12 protein-coding genes and 4 tRNA genes are annotated in these 20,682 nt (G+C 55.5%); all 16 read left to right on the plus strand.

What is annotated here, in order from left to right; all coding sequences use genetic code 11:
• The first annotated feature begins 257 nt into the window (after positions 1-257).
• The 16 genes from HMPREF2890_RS06080 (at position 258) to HMPREF2890_RS06155 (ending at position 20,657) form a co-directional block, all read left to right on the plus strand.
• Positions 258-339 (plus strand) — tRNA-Tyr (locus tag HMPREF2890_RS06080).
• Between the two features lie 57 nt (positions 340-396).
• A tRNA-Gly gene (locus HMPREF2890_RS06085) sits at positions 397-469 on the plus strand.
• A gap of 41 nt (positions 470-510) precedes the next feature.
• A tRNA-Thr gene (locus tag HMPREF2890_RS06090) sits at positions 511-582 on the plus strand.
• A gap of 137 nt (positions 583-719) precedes the next feature.
• A complete protein-coding gene (gene tuf / locus HMPREF2890_RS06095; RefSeq protein WP_070466600.1) occupies positions 720-1,994 on the plus strand; it encodes an elongation factor Tu in 1,275 nt (424 codons plus the stop codon).
• A gap of 86 nt (positions 1,995-2,080) precedes the next feature.
• Positions 2,081-2,153: transfer RNA gene (locus tag HMPREF2890_RS06100), tRNA-Trp, on the plus strand.
• Between the two features lie 34 nt (positions 2,154-2,187).
• A complete protein-coding gene (secE, locus tag HMPREF2890_RS06105; protein ID WP_083289839.1) occupies positions 2,188-2,409 on the plus strand; it encodes a preprotein translocase subunit SecE in 222 nt (73 codons plus the stop codon).
• 238 nt (positions 2,410-2,647) lie between these two features.
• A complete protein-coding gene (locus HMPREF2890_RS06110) occupies positions 2,648-3,223 on the plus strand; it encodes a transcription termination/antitermination protein NusG (protein WP_070466603.1) in 576 nt (191 codons plus the stop codon).
• A gap of 218 nt (positions 3,224-3,441) precedes the next feature.
• Positions 3,442-3,888, plus strand: a complete 447-nt coding sequence (rplK, locus tag HMPREF2890_RS06115; RefSeq protein ID WP_070466605.1) for a 50S ribosomal protein L11 — start codon at positions 3,442-3,444, stop codon at positions 3,886-3,888.
• A gap of 22 nt (positions 3,889-3,910) precedes the next feature.
• On the plus strand, positions 3,911-4,609 hold the full coding sequence (rplA, locus tag HMPREF2890_RS06120; protein WP_070466607.1) for a 50S ribosomal protein L1: 699 nt from the start codon (positions 3,911-3,913) through the stop codon (positions 4,607-4,609).
• Positions 4,610-4,661: 52 nt separating this feature from the next.
• Complete coding sequence (rplJ, locus tag HMPREF2890_RS06125) at positions 4,662-5,210, plus strand: 50S ribosomal protein L10 (protein WP_070466609.1); 549 nt, start codon at positions 4,662-4,664, stop codon at positions 5,208-5,210.
• Positions 5,211-5,395: 185 nt separating this feature from the next.
• Positions 5,396-5,773 (plus strand): 50S ribosomal protein L7/L12, encoded by a 378-nt coding sequence (rplL, locus tag HMPREF2890_RS06130; RefSeq protein ID WP_070466611.1) that lies wholly within the window; start codon positions 5,396-5,398, stop codon positions 5,771-5,773.
• A 118-nt stretch (positions 5,774-5,891) separates the two neighbouring features.
• Entirely contained in the window at positions 5,892-9,710 is a 3,819-nt protein-coding gene (gene rpoB, locus HMPREF2890_RS06135; protein WP_070466614.1) for a DNA-directed RNA polymerase subunit beta, read from the plus strand.
• A gap of 48 nt (positions 9,711-9,758) precedes the next feature.
• Complete coding sequence (gene rpoC / locus HMPREF2890_RS06140) at positions 9,759-14,078, plus strand: DNA-directed RNA polymerase subunit beta' (RefSeq protein ID WP_070466616.1); 4,320 nt, start codon at positions 9,759-9,761, stop codon at positions 14,076-14,078.
• A 629-nt stretch (positions 14,079-14,707) separates the two neighbouring features.
• Positions 14,708-16,435, plus strand: a complete 1,728-nt coding sequence (locus HMPREF2890_RS06145; RefSeq protein ID WP_070466617.1) for a BACON domain-containing protein — start codon at positions 14,708-14,710, stop codon at positions 16,433-16,435.
• Between the two features lie 30 nt (positions 16,436-16,465).
• Positions 16,466-18,172, plus strand: coding sequence for a BACON domain-containing protein (locus HMPREF2890_RS06150; protein ID WP_070466619.1), 1,707 nt, complete (start codon positions 16,466-16,468; stop codon positions 18,170-18,172).
• Between the two features lie 4 nt (positions 18,173-18,176).
• Positions 18,177-20,657: a S8 family serine peptidase gene (locus HMPREF2890_RS06155; protein WP_083289840.1), complete on the plus strand. Its 2,481-nt coding sequence runs from the start codon at positions 18,177-18,179 to the stop codon at positions 20,655-20,657.
• The last annotated feature ends 25 nt before the right edge of the window (positions 20,658-20,682 follow it).

Below are 20,682 nucleotides of genomic sequence, written 5' to 3' on the forward strand. Positions count from 1 at the left end.
TTAGAGATCACTAATATCGGTATTAGAAATCCCCCTGAGGTATCAGCCTGCTTCAGCGGGGTAAGTCACCGGCTCCCCTCCACCCCTGCCGGAGCTTCCTGCTATACCCTGTATACAGCGTCCTATCCTGTTTTTTTGCGATAAAGTGGCACTCAAGAGTCAGAAGTACTTGCCGGATCTGGATTTTTGTCGTACATTTGCAACCACATTCGAGAGATATGCGGGCGGAGGCCGGCATAGCGGATGTGACAGAAGACGCGCAGATACCAAAGTGGCCAACTGGGGCTGACTGTAAATCAGCTGGCTTTGCCTTCGGTGGTTCGAATCCGCCTCTGCGCACACGACAAGGGGAAAGGAAGGTGCCCGGGTGCGGGCATTGGTTCTCTTCTTGGATCTGCGGAAGTAGCTCAGTTGATAGAGCATTAGCCTTCCAAGCTGAGGGTCGCGGGTTTGAGTCCCGTCTTCCGCTCTTAGTGCAGTCCCTCCGGGGCTGTGATTATGGCAACAAATGCCGCTTTAGCTCAGTGGTAGAGCGCATCCTTGGTAAGGATGAGGTCCCGAGTTCAACTCTCGGAAGCGGCTCTTATGCAAAGTGTGAGGGAGTAGATGAGACGGCGTTACTCCGTTGGTCTCCTTAAGGGGGAGAAAGGGAGTATTGCCGGCTACTATTGCCCTTATGTGGGTAGAGAATTACTTAACTCAACTATATTTTTTGTATTATGGCAAAAGAAGAATTCCAGAGAACGAAGCCGCATGTCAACATCGGTACCATCGGTCACGTAGACCACGGTAAGACGACTCTGACTGCGGCCATCACCAATGTACTTGCCAAGGCTTCTGGTAAGGATTCTGAGGCTCGCTCTTTCGACCAGATCGACAACGCTCCCGAGGAGAAGGAGAGAGGTATCACCATCAACTCCTCACACGTGGAGTACGAGACCATGGATCGCAAGGGTAAGTCCCTTGATGATCTGCTGGATCCCGATGCTGTAGAGGGTGCAGAGCGCGGTACTGACATCGTAGGACGTCACTACGCTCACGTAGACTGCCCCGGGCACGCCGACTATGTCAAGAACATGGTGACCGGTGCCGCTCAGATGGATGGTGCCATCCTCGTAGTAGCCGCTACTGATGGTCCTATGCCCCAGACCCGTGAGCACATCCTGCTCGCTCGTCAGGTGAACGTCCCCAGCATCGTCGTATTTGTCAACAAGTGCGATATGGTCGAGGATAAGGAGATGCTCGAGCTCGTTGATATGGAGACTCGTGATCTGCTCTCTAAGTACGACTACGATGGCGACAATACCCCCATCATCCACGGCTCTGCTCTCGGCGCCCTCAACGGCGAGGAGAAGTGGGTCAACACCGTTATGGATCTGATGGATGCTGTCGATCAGTACATCCCCACTCCCGAGCACGAGCTGGACAAGCCGTTCCTTATGCCTGTCGAGGATATCTTCTCTATCACCGGTCGTGGTACCGTAGCTACCGGCCGTGTAGAGACCGGTCGCATCAAGCCCGGTGACGCTGTAGAGATCATCGGTCTCGGTGCTGATGGCCTGAAGTCTACCGTAACCAGCGTGGAGACCTTCCAGAAGAATATGTCCACCGGTGGTGAGGCAGGTGACAACGTAGGTATCCTGCTCCGTGGTATTGACAAGGATCAGCTGAAGCGTGGTATGATCGTCTGCGCTCCTGGCACCGTGAAGCCGCACTCTGAGTTTAAGGCTTCCATCTACGTCCTCAAGAAGGAGGAGGGTGGTCGTCACACGCCGTTCCGCAACCACTACCGTCCGCAGTTCTTCATCCGTACGCTTGACGTAACCGGTGACATCGAGCTGCCCGAGGGTCAGGAGATCGTGATGCCCGGTGACAACGTAGAGATCAAGGTGAAGCTTCTCTCTCCGGTTGCTTGCGACGCAGGTCTTCGCTTCGCCATCCGTGAGGGTGGATGCACCGTCGGTGCAGGTCAGATCACTGAGATCCTCGACTGATCTCACGGTCTGTAGACCACAGTAAGTAAATAGACTATGATAAGCCGTCCCTCGGGACGCTACGCCTCCGGTGACGGCTTATCTATAGGGGATTAGCTCAGTTGGTAGAGCACCGGTCTCCAAAACCGGGTGTCGTGAGTTCGAGCCTCGCATCCCCTGCTCAATTTAAATGTGTAAGTAGATATTAGGCTTTATGGCTGAACCTGAGAGCAAGAACATCTTCCAGCGCAGCAGCGCCTACGTCAAGGCGTGCTTCGACGAGCTGCGTTACAAGGTGTCATGGCCGACGCCCAAGGAGTTATCCCAGAGCGCGGTAATTGTATTGGTAGCTTCCGTCATACTATCCCTACTCATATTTGGTGTAGACCAGGTCCTTGAGTATGCGATGAGTGGACTTTATCGTCTGATCATCTAATAGTCAGGCCGGAGGTCAAGGGCTGACGGGCGAGATGAGGTCTCATCGCGGCCGCAGTCTTTACCTTATATGATAGGTCTCATGACAATCCTTGCGAAGTGAGGTGCGAGACCGGTAGGTCTCTCTCTGCACCTGCTCGCTCCCCTTAGGGCTTCCTATTTAGTCCGATTTACTTTAGTTTCACACAAGTCCGTGAGTGCGGTCCCTCGGGACTATCGGACTGGCAGATGCTTTGACAATGTCTCACGACGATCAAGATCAGGTATTCAAGTACTACGTCCTCCAGACCATCTCCGGCAAGGAGGAGGCTGTGAAGGACTATATCAACGGCATGCGTGATGTAGAGCCGTTCTTCGACAAGAATGTCGGAGAGATCTTGGTGCCCATGGAGACGACCATCACTAAGCGTCGTACCGCATCAGGCAATCGTGTAGAACGGGTAAGACCGTACTACAGCGGCTTTGTCTTTGTGGAGGCGCGTCTGGCGGGCGAGACGACGCATAAGCTGCGTCGCGTCCCCGGAGTGCTGGGTTTCATCGGTGGTGACGTCCACCCGGAGCCACTGTCTGACCTCGACGTGAAGCGTATCAAGGAGATCTCCGACCGTCTTGCTGAGGGTCCGGAGGATCTTGATATGAGCTATTCGGTCGGTGATCGTGTGAAAGTCAACGAGGGTCCCTTCACAGGGTTCTTCGGGGACGTGACTGAGGTATCTCCGGACAGCAGGAAGCTGAAGATCTTGGTGAAGGTCTTCGGGAGAGACACTTCGATGGAGGTGGATTACACACAGGTGGAAAAGGAGAGTGAGTCATAGCCGTCTCATCTGTGAGAGGTGAGCCCGGGCAGTCGTCCCGTCGTGAGCTGATCACAGGTATCCCGACATCATAGGTCCCAGGAGTCACCCCTCCCCTCCTCGCGAGAGGAATGGACGAAGGAAGGAGCTCCGGATGTGGACCGAATGTCATCAAAGGGTGGCGGTTCCTCGAGTGTACTTTTCGCCAAATTATTGTTTGACAATAAACTGAATGAATCATGGCAAAAGAAATTGCCGGTCAGTTGAAACTTCAGATCCGCGGTGGAGCAGCTAATCCTGCCCCTCCGGTTGGTCCTGCACTCGGTGCAAAGGGGATCAACATCATGGATTTCTGCAAGAGATTCAATGCTGAGACACAGGACAAGGGCGGACAGCTCCTTCCTGTCGTCATCACGTACTATGCGGACAAGTCCTTTGACTTTGTCATCAAGACGCCGCCCGCTGCTGCTCAGCTCATCGAGGCCTCCAAGGTCAAGAAGGGTAGCGCACAGCCCAATCGTAGCAAGGTGGCCAGCGTCACTTGGGACCAGGTGAAGGAGATTGCTCAGAATAAGATGAGCGACCTCAATTGCTTCACCGTGAAGAGCGCCATGCGCCTGGTTGCCGGTACGGCACGGAGCATGGGGATTACCGTAAAGGGAGACTTCCCCGAGGATGTCGAGTAATATCAGAAGGTAGAATACGATTATGAGTAGAATATCTAAGAATCGCAAGATCGCTCTGAGTAAGGTCGACAGTACGAAGGAGTACTCTCTCAAGGAGGCTTCACAGCTCGTCAAGGAGATCACCACGACGAAGTTTGATGCCTCTGTGGATATGGATGTACGCCTTGGCGTCGATCCTCGTAAGTCCACCCAGATGGTACGTGGTACCGTCACCCTGCCTCACGGCACGGGTAAGTCGGTGCGCGTCCTCGTCCTCTGCTCTGCCGATAAGGAGCAGGAGGCTAAGGATGCCGGTGCCGACTATGTGGGTCTCGACGAGTATATCGAGAAGATCAAGGGCGGATGGACTGAGATTGATGTGATCATCACCATGCCTGCCATCATGGGTAAGATCGGTGCCCTCGGCCGTGTACTCGGCCCGAGAGGACTGATGCCTAACCCCAAGAGCGGTACGGTGACCAACAACATCGGTGATGCTGTCCGTCAGGTCAAGGCCGGTAAGATCGACTTCCGTGTCGACAAGGCCGGTATCGTCCACACCTCCATCGGTAAGGTCTCTTTCACCCCCGAGCAGATCGCTGATAACGCACGTGAATTCCTTCGCACACTGGAGCGCCTGAAGCCCACGTCTGCCAAGGGTACGTACATGAAGAGCGTCTATCTTTCCAGTACCATGAGTCCGGGTATCAAGATCGACACCCGAGCATTGACTGAGGCGTAACGTATGTCTCCATCGGAGATATATCCATCCCTCTTTTGTCCTATAGATAAGTATGAAGAAAGAAGATAAAGCGAAAGTCATTGAGCAGCTCAAGGAGCTCCTCGAGACTTATCCCCACGCATATTTGGTCGACGCCATGGCTCTCGACGCTGAGCAGACCACTGCCCTCCGTCGCCAGTGCTTCCAGCATGGTGTCAAGATGATGGTTGTGAAGAATTCGCTCCTCCACCGCGCCTTCGTTGATATCAACGAGGAGCAGTATGAGCCCTTCCACCCCTATCTCAAGGGCACCAGCGCACTGATGCTCTCTGAGACTGCCAACGCCCCTGCCCGTGTACTCAAGGACTTCCACAAGGAGCTCAAGAGTGCCGGTGCCGACATCGAGAGGCCGAGCCTGAAGGCTGCCTACGTCTATGAGACTTTCTACCTGGGAGCTGCCGAGCTCGATACTCTGGCTGCCCTCAAGAGCAAGGAGGAGCTCCTCGGAGATATCATCTCCATGCTCGAGTCTCCGATCATGGACGTCATCTCTCAGGCCAGCTCTGCAGGCAACACCATCCACGGTGTCCTGGAGACTCTCGAGAAGCGCGCCGAGGCGTAAGGCGTCCGGGACTGTCTCGCCCTCCCCTGAGGCTGAGGCTCTCCCCATCGGTGACCATCTTTGCCGGGACCTGATCTGTCCTCCCCCTTACTGCGGGATGTATCCGGCATACCAGACTAAGCGACAGGTCAATGTAAGACAATCCATTAATACGTTTACAACTTTTTTATATATATAATAACGATATGGCTGACGTAAAAGCAATCGCTGAGGAGCTGGTCAATCTGACCGTCAAGGAGGTAACTGAGCTGAAGACTATCCTTAAGGATGAGTACGGCATCGAGCCCGCTGCTGCCGCTGTAGCAGTAGCCGGTCCCGCTGTTGCAGGTGCCGGTGAGGCAGCTGCCGAGAAGTCTTCTTTTGACGTAAACCTGAAGGACGCCGGTGCTTCTAAGCTCCAGGTCATCAAGGCTGTCAAGACCGCTCTCGGACTTGGTCTCAAGGAGGCTAAGGAGCTTGTCGACGGTGCTCCCTCTGTTGTCCAGAAGGATATGGACAAGGCCAGCGCTGAGGCTCTTAAGAAGACCCTTGAGGAGGCCGGAGCTACTGTTGAGCTTCAGTAATCCTCACTTACTACCCCTGACTCTCTCGTAGAGTCGGGTGAAGGGTTAAGGACCGGCCATTACCGGCAGGTTCTTAACCTTTTCGTGTCTTTTACTACTCCTTGAATTAAAGAATTTTATGTCCTCACAATATAAGCCTGAGAGAGTCAGCTTTGCCTCTTCCAAGCATCCATTACCCTTCCCGGACTTTCTCGACATTCAGCTCAAGTCGTACAAGGACTTCATGCAGCTGGATATGCCTGCCGGTAAGCGGAAGAGCCAGGGACTGTACCAAGCATTCCTGGAAAACTTTCCAATCACCGACACGAGAAATAACTTCGTCCTCGAGTTTTTGGATTACTTCGTGGATCCTCCCAGGTACACCATTGAGGAGTGTCTGAGCAGGGGGCTCTCTTATACTGTCCCTCTCAAGGCGAAGCTCAAGCTGTATAGTACAGATCCTGAGCATGAGGACTTTGATACTTCTATTCAGGACGTCTACCTGGGGCAGATCCCCTATATGACGCCTGCAGGTAGCTTTATTATCAACGGCGCTGAGAGAGTGGTGGTGTCGCAGATGCACCGCTCCCCGGGAGTATTCTTCTCGGTGAGCGTGCACAACAACGGCACCAAGCTCTTCAACGCCCGTATCATTCCCTTTAAGGGATCTTGGATCGAGTTTGCGACAGACATCAATAACGTCATGTACGCCTACATCGATCGCAAGAAGAAGCTGCCCGTGACCACTCTGCTGAGAGCCATCGGCTACGAGACTGATAAGGATATCCTGAGTCTCTTCGGCATCGCCGAGGAGGTGAAGGTGAATAAGACCAACCTGAAGAAAAATATCGGTCGTAAGGTAGCTGCACGTATCCTCGATACGTGGGTAGAGGACCTCGTGGATGAGGAAACGGGTGAAGTAGTCTCCATGGAGCGCTACAATGTAGTGGTCGATAGAGATGAAGAGCTTACGGAGGAGAATATCCAGGCGATCCTTAACCTCAAGAATCCGCCCAAGACGATGCTCCTCGAGAGAGAGTCTGAGTCCGGACTCGACTATAGTGTCATCACCAATACGCTGCAGAAGGACCCCTCCAACTCTCAGAAGGAGGCGGTCTACCATATCTACCGCCAGCTCCGCAGCCAAGACCCTATGGACGAGCAGTCCGCTCAGGAGGTGATCAACAACCTCTTCTTCTCTGACAAGCGGTACGACCTCGGTGACGTCGGTCGCTACCGTATCAATCACAGGTTAGACATCGATATCCCCGAGGATACGAAGATCCTCACCAATGAGGATATCGTCGCCATCATTGACTATCTTGTGAAGCTGAAGAATGGTCGTGCCAACATCGATGATATCGACCACCTGAGCAACCGCCGCGTCCGCACCGTCGGCGAGCAGCTCTATCAGCAATTTGGCGTCGGCCTCGCTCGCATAGCCCGTACGGTCCGCGAGCGTATGAATGTGCGGGACAATGAGGTCTTCACCCCTGTCGATCTGGTCAATTCGAAGACGATCAGCAGCGTGGTCAATTCCTTCTTTGGGACCAACCCGCTGTCCCAATTTATGGACCAGACCAATCCTCTGGCAGAGATCACTCACAAACGTCGTCTCTCGGCTCTTGGCCCGGGCGGTATCAGTCGTGACCGCGCAGGTTTTGAGGTGCGAGACGTCCACTACACCCACTATGGTCGCCTCTGCCCGATCGAGACCCCTGAGGGTCCCAATATCGGTCTGATCTCCTCCCTCTGTGTCTACTCCAAGGTGAGCGACATGGGCTTCCTCGCCACACCGTACTTCAAGGTCGATAACGGCAAGGTAGACTTCAGCAAGGGCGGCGTACAGTACTACACCGCCGAGGCGGAGGAGGATATGACGGTGGCGCAATTCACCCCCAATATCGGTGACGACGGGACGCTCCTTGACGGCCAGATCAAGAGCCGTCACGGATCAGACTTCCCTGTCGTGGATGCCGAGGATGTAGACCTCATCGACGTAGCGCCGATGCAGATCTGCTCCATCGCTGCCGCACTGATCCCCTTCCTTGATCACGATGATGCGCACCGTGCCCTCATGGGTAGTAACATGATGCGTCAGGCTGTGCCGCTTCTCCACGGAGAGTCGCCCATCGTCGGCACCGGTCTCGAGGGACCGATGGTGCGCGATGGTCGCTCTCAGGTGATGGCTGAGCGGGATGGCGTGGTCGAGTATGTCGATGCCAATAAGATCCGCATCCGCTACGACTACACCGAGGACGAGCAGTTTGTCCGCTTCGCTGACGAGGTGACCGAGTACCACCTCTCCAAGTGGCGCCGGACGAACCAGAGTACCACTGTCGATCAGCGCCCGATCGTCATGGAGGGCGATCGCGTCACTGCCGGTCAGATCCTCACCGAGGGCTTCGCCACCGAGCGTGGTGAGCTCGCCCTGGGACGTAATATCCTCGCCGCTTATATGCCGTGGAAGGGCTACAACTACGAGGACGCTATCGTTATCAATGAGCGCCTTGTCCGCGAGGACTTCTTCACCTCCGTTCACGTCGATGAGTACAATCTTGAGGTCCGCGACACCAAGCGCGGCATGGAGGAGCTGACCAACGACATCCCCAATGTCAGTGAGGATGCCACCCGCGAGCTGGATGCCAATGGTATCATCCGCGTCGGTGCCCACGTCCACCCGGGAGACATCATGATCGGTAAGATCACCCCTAAGGGCGAGAGCGATCCCACCCCGGAGGAGAAGCTTCTCTTTGCCATCTTCGGAGAGAAGGCGGGCGACGTGAAGGACGCTTCGCTCAAGGCAGATCCCTCACTAAGTGGCGTTGTGATCGACACCCACCTCTACTCACGAGCCGTCAAGACCGGCAACAGCCGCAAGACGATCCGTGACCTCAAGCAGCAACTCGACGAGGAGCAGGAGAAGGAGCAGGACCAGCTGAAGAAGCTTTTCCTCACCAAGCTCGGCACTCTGACCAATCGTAAGGTCAGCCAGGGGATCAAGGACTACGTCGGCACCACTGTGGTCGCCAAGGGAGTCAAGATCACCGGTCCTGTGCTCAAGCAGATCATCTACGAGGAGGTGGTGCCCGAGGGCTGGACCTCTGACGAGCATGACAATCAGCTGATCGCTGACCTGATCATCAATTACCTCCACGAGTCCAAGGTGATCGAGAGCCGCTACTACCGTAAGCAATTTGACGCCACCATCGGTGACGAGCTCCCCAACGGCGTGATCCAGAATGCCAAGGTGCTTATCGCCAAGAAGCGCAAGATCCAGGTGGGCGATAAGATGGCAGGACGTCACGGAAATAAGGGTATTGTCTCCAAGATCGTCCGCACAGAGGATATGCCATTCCTCGAGGATGGTACGCCGGTCGACATCTGTCTCAATCCTATGGGTGTGCCCTCGCGTATGAACCTTGGGCAGATCTTCGAGGCGGTCCTCGGGTGGGCAGGCTATAAGCTTGGAGTAAAGTTCTCCAGCCCCATCTTTGATGGCGCCTCGCTCGATGACCTCAACGAGTGGACCGACAAGGCGGGTCTCCCCCGCTACGGCGTCTCCTACCTCTACGATGGTGAGACGGGTGAGCGCTTCGACCAGCCCGCCACCGTCGGCGTCACCTACTTCCTCAAGCTTGACCACATGGTAGAGGATAAGATGCACGCCCGCTCCATCGGTCCCTACTCGCTCATCACGCAGCAGCCACTCGGTGGTAAGGCACAGTTTGGTGGTCAGCGCTTCGGAGAGATGGAGGTATGGGCCCTCGAGGCCTACGGTGCCGCCTACACCCTGCGTGAGATGCTCACCGTCAAGTCAGACGATGTGGTAGGTCGCTCCAAGACCTACGAGGCGATCGTCAAGGGCTCCGCCTTCCCGGAGCCGGGCATCCCTGAGTCACTCAACGTCCTTGTCCACGAGCTTCGTGGTCTCGGGCTGGGCTTCAATCTCGAGTGATCGATCGGTGATTTTTTGAGACGCATAAAGTAGAGAAAATCATAGCTTATGGCTTTCAAGATAACAAACAAGATCAACCCCAACTTCTCCCGCATCCGCATCGGGATCGCCTCTCCGGAGGAGATCCTCGAGAATTCGCACGGTGAAGTAACCAAGCCGGAGACGATCAACTATCGTACCTACAAGCCGGAGCGCGACGGACTATTCTGTGAGCGTATCTTCGGTCCGGTCAAGGACTACGAGTGCCACTGTGGTAAGTACAAGGGGATCCGCTATCGCGGGGTCGTCTGCGACCGCTGCCAGGTGGAGGTGACGGAGAAGAAGGTGCGTCGTGAGCGCATGGGGCACATCAAGCTCGAAGTGCCGATCGTACACGTCTGGTTCTTCCGCTCTGTCCCCAATAAGATCGCCTATCTCCTCGGCATCCCCTCCAAGAAGCTCGAGAAGATCGTCTACTACGAGTCTTACGTGGTGATCAATAAGGGCGTGGCCGAGGACGTCGAGGATCTCGACTTCCTCACCGAGGAGGAGTACCTCGACATCATCGATCGTCTCCCCGAGGGCAATCAGGACCTCCCCGATAGCGATCCCGACAAGTTCATCGCCGGCATCGGCGGTGAGGCCATCCTCAAGCTCCTTGAGCGGGTCGACCTTGACAAGCTCTCCTACCAGCTCCGTGCCGGTGCCTCCAAGGAGACCTCTCAGCAGCGCAAGAAGGAGTCCCTCAAGCGCCTCCAGGTGGTCGAGAGCTTCCGTGCCTCCAATGGCTACTCCCGTCCCGAGTGGATGGTGATGAAGGTGATCCCCGTGATCCCCCCGGAGCTCCGTCCTCTCGTCCCGCTCGATGGTGGTCGCTTTGCCACCTCGGATCTCAATGAGCTCTACCGCCGGGTCATCATCCGCAACAACCGTCTCCGCCGACTCATCGAGACGAGGGCGCCTGAGGTGATCCTCCGCAATGAGGAGCGTATGCTCCAGGAGTCGGTGGACTCACTCTTCGACAACAGCCGCCGCTCCGCTGCCGTTAAGAGTCGCAGCAATCGTCCCCTCAAGTCGCTTACCGACTCCATCAAGGGTAAGCAGGGACGCTTCCGCCAAAACCTCCTCGGTAAGCGCGTCGACTACTCCGCCCGCTCCGTCATCGTTGTGGGGCCGGAGCTGAAGATGTACGAGTGCGGTCTGCCGAAGAATATGGCTGCCGAGCTCTACAAGCCCTTCATCATCCGTCGTCTCATCGACCGCGGCATCGTCAAGACCGTCAAGAGTGCCAAGCGCATCGTTGATCGTCGCGAGCCGGTCGTCTTTGACATCCTCGAGAATATCATCAAGGGACACCCCATTCTCCTCAACCGTGCCCCTACGCTCCACCGACTCGGTATCCAGGCCTACCAGCCCAAGCTCATCGAGGGTAAGGCGATCCAGCTCCACCCGCTCTCCTGTACGCCCTTCAACGCGGACTTCGATGGAGACCAGATGGCGGTCCACCTTCCCCTCTCCAATGAGGCGATCCTCGAGGCGCAGTTCCTCATGTTTGCCTCACAGAATATCCTCAACCCCGCCAACGGCGCACCGATCACCGTGCCTACACAGGATATGGTCCTCGGTCTCTACTATATCACCAAGACCCGCACCGGGGCCAAGGGTGAGGGCAAGGTATTCAGTGACTTTGAGGAGGTACAGGTCGCATACGACCAGGGCTGCCTCGACATGCACGCCGTCATCAAGGCGCGTGTCGATGACCTCGACGATCAGCGTAAGCCGATCACCCATGTCATCGAGACCTCCTATGGGCGTATGCTCTTCAATCAGATGATGCCCAAGGGCGAGCTCCCCTTCTACAACGGCGTGGTGGGGAAGAAAAACCTCCGTCTCATCATCGGTGAGGTGATCAAGTACTGCGGTATCGCAGAGAGCTCCGCCTTCCTCGATCGCATCAAGAACCTCGGCTACTACATGTCCTACAAGGCGGGCCTCTCCTTCAACCTCTCCGATGTCATCGTACCTAAGGAGAAGGAGGAGATCATCGCCGACGGCTTCAGCCAGGTCGATGAGATCATGGACAACTTCAATTTCGGTATCATCACCGACAACGAGCGGTACAATCAGATCATCGACGTCTGGACCAACGTCAATAATAAGATCTCCCAGGTGCTCATGCAGCAGCTCAAGGAGGACGAGGACGGCTTCAATTCCATCTACATGATGATGGACTCCGGAGCGCGTGGATCGGCCAACCAGATCCAGCAGCTCTCCGGTATCCGTGGTCTGATGGCCAAGCCGGTCCGCAGCGGTGAGGGCGCTCAGACGATGGAGAATCCTATCCTGACCAACTTCAAGGAGGGTCTCTCCGTGCTCGACTACTTCATCTCCACCCACGGTGCCCGTAAGGGACTCTCCGATACGGCACTCAAGACTGCCGACGCCGGATACCTTACCCGCCGTCTCGTCGACGTCTCCTCCGACGTCATCATCACGGAGGAGGACTGCGGTACCCTCCGCGGTATCGTCCGTCGTGAGATCAAGGAGGGAAAGAATGTCGTTGCCTCTCTCTACGAGCGCATCCTCGGTCGCTGCTCTGTCCACGACATCATCCACCCGATCACGGGTGAGCTGATCGTCCGTGCCAATGAGGAGATCGACGAGGCTGCCGCCACCAAGATCCAGGAGTCCCCCATCACCGAGGTGGAGATCCGCTCCGTCCTCACCTGCGAGAGCAAGGAGGGCGTCTGCGCCAAGTGCTACGGTCGTGATCTGGCACACAACCGTCCCGTACAGATGGGCGAGGTGGTTGGTGTCGTAGCGGCACAGGCGATCGGTGAGCCGGGTACACAGCTGACCCTCCGTACCTTCCACGCCGGTGGTGTCGCCTCCTCCGATACGGTCGAGCGCTACATCAAGGCTCAGTACGATGGTATCCTTGAGATCGACGAGCTCCGCACCGTGGACTCCAAGGGCGAGGACGGCAAGAGCTACAAGGTGGTCATCGGACGACAGGCAGAGATGCGCATCGTCGACCCCAATACCCACATGTCGCTCATCAGCAATAACATCCCCTACGGTGCCCACCTCTTCATGGAGCCCGGTACGGAAGTCAAGGCCGACGACACCATCTACGAGTCCGACCCCTTCAATGCCGTCATGGTCGCTGAGGCCGACGGTACCCTCCACTTCGAGGGACTCAAGGAGGGCGTCACCTACGAGGTACAGAGCGAGTCCAATGTCGCCACCGGCCGCAGTGAGTGGGTCATCATCGAGAGTAAGGATAAGAATGTCACCCCTGCCTACAGCGTCATTCGCAAGGGCGAGGAGAGTGCCACCTCCTTTGACCTCCCTGCCGGTGCCCTCCTGACACAGCGAGATGGTGCCAAGCTCAAGGCCGGCGACATCATCGCCAAGATCCCCCGCGTCGTCGTCAAGACCGGTGATATCACCGGAGGTCTCCCCCGTGTCACCGAGCTCTTTGAGGCGCGCAATCCCACCAATCCTGCCGTTGTCTCTGAGATCGATGGTGAGGTGACGCTCGGGCGCATCCGTCGCGGTAATCGCGAGATCATCGTCACCTCCAAGACCGGTGAGGAGCGCAAGTATATGGTGCCGCTCTCACGGCAGATCCTCGTGCAGGAGAATGACTTCGTCCGTGCCGGCGATCCCATCTCCGATGGGCAGATCTCTCCGCAGGACATCCTTGCCATCCTCGGCCCCAATGCGGTGCAAAATTACATCGTCAATGGTGTCCAGGACGTCTACCGCAAGCAGGGCGTGGCGATCAATGACAAGCACTTCGAGATCATTGTCCGCCAGATGCTCCGTAAGGTCCTCGTAGAGGATGCCGGAGACACCAACCTCCTCGAGCAGGACATTGTTGACAAGCAGGATATCAAGGACGCCAACGACGCCCTCTGGGGCAAGAAGGTGATCACCGACCCGGGAGACTCCGAGGAGTACAGCGAGGGTCAGATCATCACCCTGCGCCGCCTGCGTGACGCCAACAGCCAGCTCCGCCGTAAGGACCTCCGCACGATCGAGGTGCGTGATGCCATGCCGGCAGTCAGCAGCCAGATGCTCCAGGGCATCACCAAAGCTGCCCTGCAGACCAAGAGCTTCATGTCCGCCGCCTCCTTCCAGGAGACGCCCAAGGTGCTCAATAACTCTGCCATCGAGGGCAAGACCGATGCGCTCGACTCCATCAAGGAGAACGTCATTGTCGGTCACCTCATCCCCGCCGGTACCGGCTTGGCAGCGCGCAAGGGCTTCATCGTAGCCAATAAGGCAGACCTCGAGACCAAGCGTCTCCTTGAGACCGCAAAGGCTACCACCCCAGCCCCGCTGGACGAGACACCCTTAGAGGATATTATGCCGGAGGACTGACGTCCGGTCAGCCTCACTTGAGTTAAGTAAGGTCGGCTCCCGACAGGATACTTTTCCTGTCGGGAGCCGACCTTTTTTTTGCCCTCTACCCCATCACACCCCGATCGGGTTGCTCTGTGTCAATCGCCCTTTCCGCCAAGAAAGCGCACCCCGGATGTCCGAGGGGCGTGGCCCTGACGACCCCGGGTATGCATAGGCTATTTATTCCCCTTGATCCCGCCAGGGTGTCGCACTGATTGCTTGACTCCCTAATAAGTGAGACACCCTAGCGGAGTGCATCGGCTGTCGTCAGTCTTCAGTCTTCGCTATCCGACTCGTTGATGCGTTGATTCTCCACGCTTATCTTTATAGTATTTTCGTTCTGTAGAGGCCTTTTCTTAAGGACAATTCTATTGTTGTGTGGCGAGATTGCAATCTCCAGCTTGCGGAAATGTCCTCGCCCGGCTATGAGATGGATCAAATTCTCGCTCCGGAGTGCTTTTTCGGTAATTTAAGAGATGTTTTAGAGTGAAGAATTATTAGGTTTGTCTATAGCGAGTGACTAACCAAGGCGGTAGGCGACTCCTACCCGATGTGGAAGGCCATAGACAAAACGAGAGAGACAATAATCACTTAATCCAACCATTGTCATGAAGACAAAACAAGTACTTCTCTGGCTTACTATTGTAGGCCTCCTTACTCTAAGCGGCTGTAAGTCCGACAACACACCCGATGACAACTCAGTCGGCAATGTCTCGGTCAGCAATACCGCACTCACCTTTGCCAATGACGGAGGCTCACAGGACATCACCGTCAACGGATCCAAGGAGTGGACCTATATCTCCAACGTCCCTGAGGGGCAGTGGCTTACTCTGACTCAGAGCGAGGATAAGCTTACCGTCAAGGTGGCTCCCAACGCGTCCGGTGCTCAGCGTACTGCCACCATCGTTATCTTCGGTAGCAAGAATAATAAGAAGATCTCCATCATCCAGTCTGCCGCAGAGGCTAAGATAAGCTTCGGAAATACGGACGAGATTATCTTGACGAATAAGGAAGAGAGCCGGATGGTTACCATCGAGACCAACACTCGGTCTTGGAGCCTTGAGCCCCTCCCTGCAGAGATTGACTGGCTCAAGGTGACCGCCTCCGGAGATAATAATATCCTCATCTTGAAGGCGTCTGCCAACAACTCCTACGATGATCGTACAGCGACCATCATCGCTAAGACGGAGAGCGGAGAGCAATTTGCTCTCAGGGTGACTCAGAAGGGAGTTGAGAAGTACATCATCCCCTATATACCGGGTGAGACCTATCGAACCATCGATATGATGAACTTTGAAAGGGAGAGAGGCAATATCCTCCAAGCCTACCAGCAGCCCGGCTACGACAAGCTGAGGGAAGAGCCTATCAATGGCATTGCGCAGTATATTACCTCCAGTGACGTGATGCCTGTACTCGTCTATGTACAGGAGATGGGAGACCCCAAGTATACCGTCGCTCAGACGCTGGTCTATGAGAAGGATAACGTCAGTCATGCTGAGACCGAGGCTTATATGAAGCTCCTTGAGGCTAATGGCTACGAGCTGGATAAGGATCTGTCTCAGGATCTTGTGAAGTCTTACTTCAGAAAGGACGATCTCGTATTTGCCCAGATCAATATCACGGAAGGTGGCTCCGTTATCTCCTTCAAGCCAACGTATCCTCAGACAAAGGCCTACCCTACCTTCAGTAAGTTGCCTGAGGGACCCAAGGGCTTAATGGACCTGATCAATAATCCAGCCGTGAAGTACAAGGAGGTACTCGACTTTGAGACCAAGGCTGGCAGTACATTCAATAAGGGCGGTGAGTGGCCGGTGATGGATAAGGATAATCCTGACCTCTACAGAATGGTCTCCTTTAAGACCAACCTGACTGGCGCACAAGAGGAAGGGATCCGAACCTACTTCTTCTTCACCAAGGACCATCCTCAGGTATCCGGTCTCCTGCAGTCTGTTGGTGAGGTCTGCCTCTACTTCCGTGACCCAAGCCTCGCTATTCGCCTGGAGGGGAAAAATCAGTTTGTCACCTCTGAGTTTGAGGACCTCCTCAAGACCAATGGTTTTGAGTACGACGGACGTAACGACAAAGGTATATACTACTATGCCAAGCGAGTAGACAGCAAGTGGGTACGGGTACTGTATGTCAGTGCCGTCAGGTTCGTTGATGTCTTTGACAACGCTAAGGCATTGGAGCTTGGCTACTATATGCTCTACAATGAGAAGGCTTCCGGGGCTCAGTCTGAGGCGGCTATCGCCATCCGCCAGGCTAAGAAGGGAGACTACAGCCGTATCGGGTCTGTTGGCTACAATAGATACAGCCATCGTGCTCCCCGTCGATAAGAGAGTCGGACCCCATAGAGATCATAACTTATGAGACTATATAGAGACACGATCCTCCCCCTACTTGCACTCTGTGTCCTGTTGGTCACGGCCTGCTGCAAGGATGCTCCGGAGGAGACTCCCGTCACCATACCTCTCTCTGCCTCACAGATCATCCTCCCCAAGAGCGCCTCTGTAGAGACGGTCACCATGAAGATGGATGAGAGTGAGATGGAGGACTGGGACTATATGCTTACGCCTGATGTCGACTGGCTCCAAGTGACCCGAAAGGGCTCTGACGTCGTCCTAACCGCACAAGAGAATAACGACTCGCAAGATCGCCATACGACGGTGCAACTGCTTCTCGGTCATCGGGCAGGCAGGATCCAGGTGACCCAGTCCGCAGCTGATATGACCTTATCCACTGATCTTAAGGAGATCAGTCTCACCGCAATGGGTGGAGAGAGCGTAGTCCGCGTGGAGAGCAATAGCTCCGCATGGGCAGTCCGCACAGAGGGGGGAGCCGACTGGCTCTCAGTAAGCTCTGTACCTGAGAAGGGACTGCTCCTGATCCGCGCTACCCATAATACCACACAGGAGGAGCGGAGCGCTAAGGTTATCCTTGGCTACGAGGGTAAGGAGGCGCAAGAGGTGACGGTCACCCAGGCCGCTCCACTACTCTTCTTTGAGCCCTTCAAGGATGATACCAAGGAGCTCGTCTACAGGGATCTGATCGACTTTGAGGAGGGCAGAGGCTTCGTTTTCACCTTTATGCAAATCGGATCCAAGGACGGGTTTATGGGCTCACCGGATGTGCTCTCCTTCAAGACCACTAGCGATCTCCTCCCCCAGATCAGCTACTTCCGTGCTGTTGATTACGACAATATCTATGAGTCAGCCAGAGTGACTGTAGAGACCGATGAGATGCCAAAGGAGGACCATCCATTTGTGCAGTATCTCCTCGCTCAGGGGTATACCAAGAGGTATGACCACCATGAGGACGACGTCCACTTGGTCAGCCCCGATGGATACTTCTCTGTCCGCACAGCCTACAGCAGGCAGGATGACAACTTTTACTTTGACTTTACTCCTGAGTATCGTCAGGATGGCCCTCTCCCCACCTTTGAGACCCTGCCTATGGGGCCGGAGGGGATGCTCGATAGAGTTGATAAGAAGGAGGTCAAGTTTCCCGACATAGATAAGTGGGAGACGGAGACGCTCAAGAGTGAGCAGCTCTTTGTGCAGAAGGCCAATACCGATCCGAGTCGTCCGGATGATGTCTATATGGCACTCTATAAGACTGCCGAGGACACACCGGAGGATATGCGGTGGTACACCTTCTACTTCTCCTATCCTCCACGCAATATCAATCCCGGGGATAAGATCCAGAGTGTCACCGACTGCAAGCTCGTCTTCCGTGACAAGTCCAAGATCCTATTCATCATCGACAAGAAGACGCTGAAATTCAAGACTACACAGGAATTCTCTGACCTCCTCAAGGCCAATGGCTATGAGTACCATGGCGTTGCCCCCAGTCTCGGTATGAGGTACCAAAATGCTCAGAAGGGCATGGAGGTCTACGTGATGTTGGCGGACTTCAAGGGCGTTGTTGATGGTGATGACACTGTGATGGCCGTGCTCTACTACAAGAAGATGGCTCCCGCCACTCGATCTCTCACGTCTGCCGCAGTGTCTGAGGCGGCTGCTGTTGCGACCGGTGTAAGAGCGTCCGACTCATTCCTTTTTAACCGACACTAAAGAGATGAAATCTATACATTACCTATCAATCTCCCTACTCCTCCCCGCCCTTATGGGGCTCTCTTCCTGCGTCTCAGCGGATCATCCGGAGCAGGAGGTTGCCCCCGTCGAGGAGCAGCAGAATAACCACAGGGAGGACTACACCAATGTCATTCCCGGGACTCTGGTCGTAAAGCTCACTCCCGAGCAGCTAGTCACGTATCAAAATGGTGGATCGACCTCTGTCACGAGAGCACTTTCCTCAGAGTCTGCACACTGGCCGGAGACCTTAGGCGGGATCACTATGACCCCTCTCTTCCTCGACGAGGACGCCTTCAGAGTGCGTCGTCACGAGGCAGGGCTGGATCGCTGGATGATCGTTACCTATAAGGGTCAGGTCCCGTCGTATAAGGCTAAGGCTCTGGTTGAGGCCTCTGAGAGCTTTGAGGCGGTAGAGCTTCAGTGGGCAATGGCTACGCCGGAGTCTAAGATCACACCGGTCCCGGCTGAGCAGCTCAGAGAGCTTAGTGAGCGAAATACCACCAGAGCGATAGACCGCTTTGACGACCCCTTGCTCCCCGCCCAGTGGCACTACTACAACGATGGTCATCAGTACCCCCATTGTGTCGCCGGAGCTGACATCAACCTCCTCCCGGCCTGGCAGGTGGAGACCGGAAAGCCCAATGTCGTCGTCTGTGTCGTGGATGGCGGTATTGATTACAAGCATCCCGACCTTGCAGGTCATGTCGATGTAGAGCGAAGCTTCAACTTCGTGCTTGATAAGAACAATCACCCCAAGGGTAAGGGAAATATCTACGATGCATCCGGTCACGGAACTCACGTCGCCGGCACCATCGCTGCCGTTAATAACAATGGCATCGGTGTCTGCGGTATTGCCGGAGGTGATGGTACTCCCGGTACCGGTGTTACCCTGATCAATGCTCAGGTGTTCGGCTACGACACGGAGCGCTCCCTCGGTGGTGCCGCAGGCATTGTTTACGGTGCAGACCATGGGGCTGTCATCAGTCAGAATTCCTGGGGCTACAGAGCCCCGGGACCCAGGACCCTCCCGCAGCAGGACCGTGAGGCGATCGATTACTTTGTCCGCAATGCCGGCAAGCTGGAGGATGGCACTCAGGATCCCAAGAGCCCAATGGCAGGAGGTGTGGTCATCTTCGCTGCAGGCAATGACGGACTTACTTTCCACAGCCTCCCCGGCTCGTATGAGGGTTGCATCAGCGTCGCCTCCTTCGGCTGGGACTTCCAGCGTGCCTCGTACTCCAATAGTGGTGACTGGGTGTCCATCTCGGCTCCGGGTGGAGACCAAAACCGCCACTTTGATCGGGGTGGGGTGCTCAGCACGGTCCCCACTGCTTACGACAAGAGTGGGTACGGCTATATGCAGGGGACCTCTATGGCCTGTCCTCACGTATCCGGTGTAGCTGCACTGATCGTATCTAAGTATGGTCGTATGGGCTACACCTCCGAGATGCTCAAGCAACGGCTCATCTCTGCCGTCAAGCCCTATAGCATCGGGGATCTCAATCGTCAATTCCGTGGTCTATTAGGCTCCGGTTATCTTGATGCTGCTGCCGCACTGCTTGACGATGGTAAGATCGCGCCAGAGACGCCTGGTAAGATCACGGCTGAGGTTGGTTACACTACTGCCTCCCTCACTTGGCCCGTCGCCAAGGATGAGGATGGGCTGGATGAGACGGCAACTCTCTACCGACTCTACTACAGCCAGAGCCCCATGACTGCATCCGACCTTGAGAAGACTCCTTTCGTAGAGGTCTATGGCAGCGGCTTACCTCTCGGAAAGAGTATCACCGGGCGGATTGCAGGGCTCCAGGATGGAACCACCTACTACGTGGGTGTGGTGGCAGTAGACCGCTTCGGCAACACCTCCGGACTGGCTACTTCTGAGATCAAGACGAGAGTCAATAACGCTCCGGTCATCACGGAGGGTATGCCTGATGGTCCCCTTACACTTGACAGGACGGCGAGCTATACACTTCGTCTCAAGGTCTCCGATGCAGATAGCCACAAGTGGACCTATCGTCTTGAAGGCGATCTCTCCGGTGTGACTGCCGTCCGTGAGGGTGATACGATAGTGATCACTATCAGTGGAGCTCAGCACCTCGGGAGTTATGCCCTCAAGCTGATACTCACGGATGAGTATGGCAAGTCGACCAGCGTGGAGATCCCCTTCAAGAGCATCTCCTATACGCCCATTGAGCTCGCTGCTAACCTCACTGAGCTGGTGGTCAAGCAGGGTGAGACCGGTCGTACAGTGGACCTCACCAAGATCTTCCGTGGCACCCCCGGAGCCACTCTCACCTACGAGGCTACGTCTGAGAGAGAGAGCGTTGCTGGCGTGACGCTAAAGGATGCGATCCTCTCCCTCAGCCCGAAGTCTGTCGGCACAGCACCTATACGGATCACGGCCACCGATGGAAGGTCTCACCTCACTATCCGCCTCTATGTCCGAGTAGTCCGGAAGTAGGATATTAGACCATCCACCTATTGCT

Source organism: Porphyromonas sp. HMSC065F10, from assembly GCF_001808555.1.
Taxonomy (GTDB): Bacteria; Bacteroidota; Bacteroidia; order Bacteroidales; family Porphyromonadaceae; genus Porphyromonas_A.

Bases quoted from the DNA above. Each gene is read 5' to 3' on its own strand.
- tuf (WP_070466600.1), top strand. From the start codon at position 720: ATGGCAAAAGAAGAATTCCAGAGAACGAAGCCGCATGTCAACATCGGT.
- secE (WP_083289839.1), top strand. From the start codon at position 2,188: ATGGCTGAACCTGAGAGCAAGAACATCTTCCAGCGCAGCAGCGCCTAC.
- HMPREF2890_RS06110 (WP_070466603.1), top strand. From the start codon at position 2,648: ATGTCTCACGACGATCAAGATCAGGTATTCAAGTACTACGTCCTCCAG.
- rplK (WP_070466605.1), top strand. From the start codon at position 3,442: ATGGCAAAAGAAATTGCCGGTCAGTTGAAACTTCAGATCCGCGGTGGA.
- rplA (WP_070466607.1), top strand. From the start codon at position 3,911: ATGAGTAGAATATCTAAGAATCGCAAGATCGCTCTGAGTAAGGTCGAC.
- rplJ (WP_070466609.1), top strand. From the start codon at position 4,662: ATGAAGAAAGAAGATAAAGCGAAAGTCATTGAGCAGCTCAAGGAGCTC.
- rplL (WP_070466611.1), top strand. From the start codon at position 5,396: ATGGCTGACGTAAAAGCAATCGCTGAGGAGCTGGTCAATCTGACCGTC.
- rpoB (WP_070466614.1), top strand. From the start codon at position 5,892: ATGTCCTCACAATATAAGCCTGAGAGAGTCAGCTTTGCCTCTTCCAAG.
- rpoC (WP_070466616.1), top strand. From the start codon at position 9,759: ATGGCTTTCAAGATAACAAACAAGATCAACCCCAACTTCTCCCGCATC.
- HMPREF2890_RS06145 (WP_070466617.1), top strand. From the start codon at position 14,708: ATGAAGACAAAACAAGTACTTCTCTGGCTTACTATTGTAGGCCTCCTT.
- HMPREF2890_RS06150 (WP_070466619.1), top strand. From the start codon at position 16,466: ATGAGACTATATAGAGACACGATCCTCCCCCTACTTGCACTCTGTGTC.
- HMPREF2890_RS06155 (WP_083289840.1), top strand. From the start codon at position 18,177: ATGAAATCTATACATTACCTATCAATCTCCCTACTCCTCCCCGCCCTT.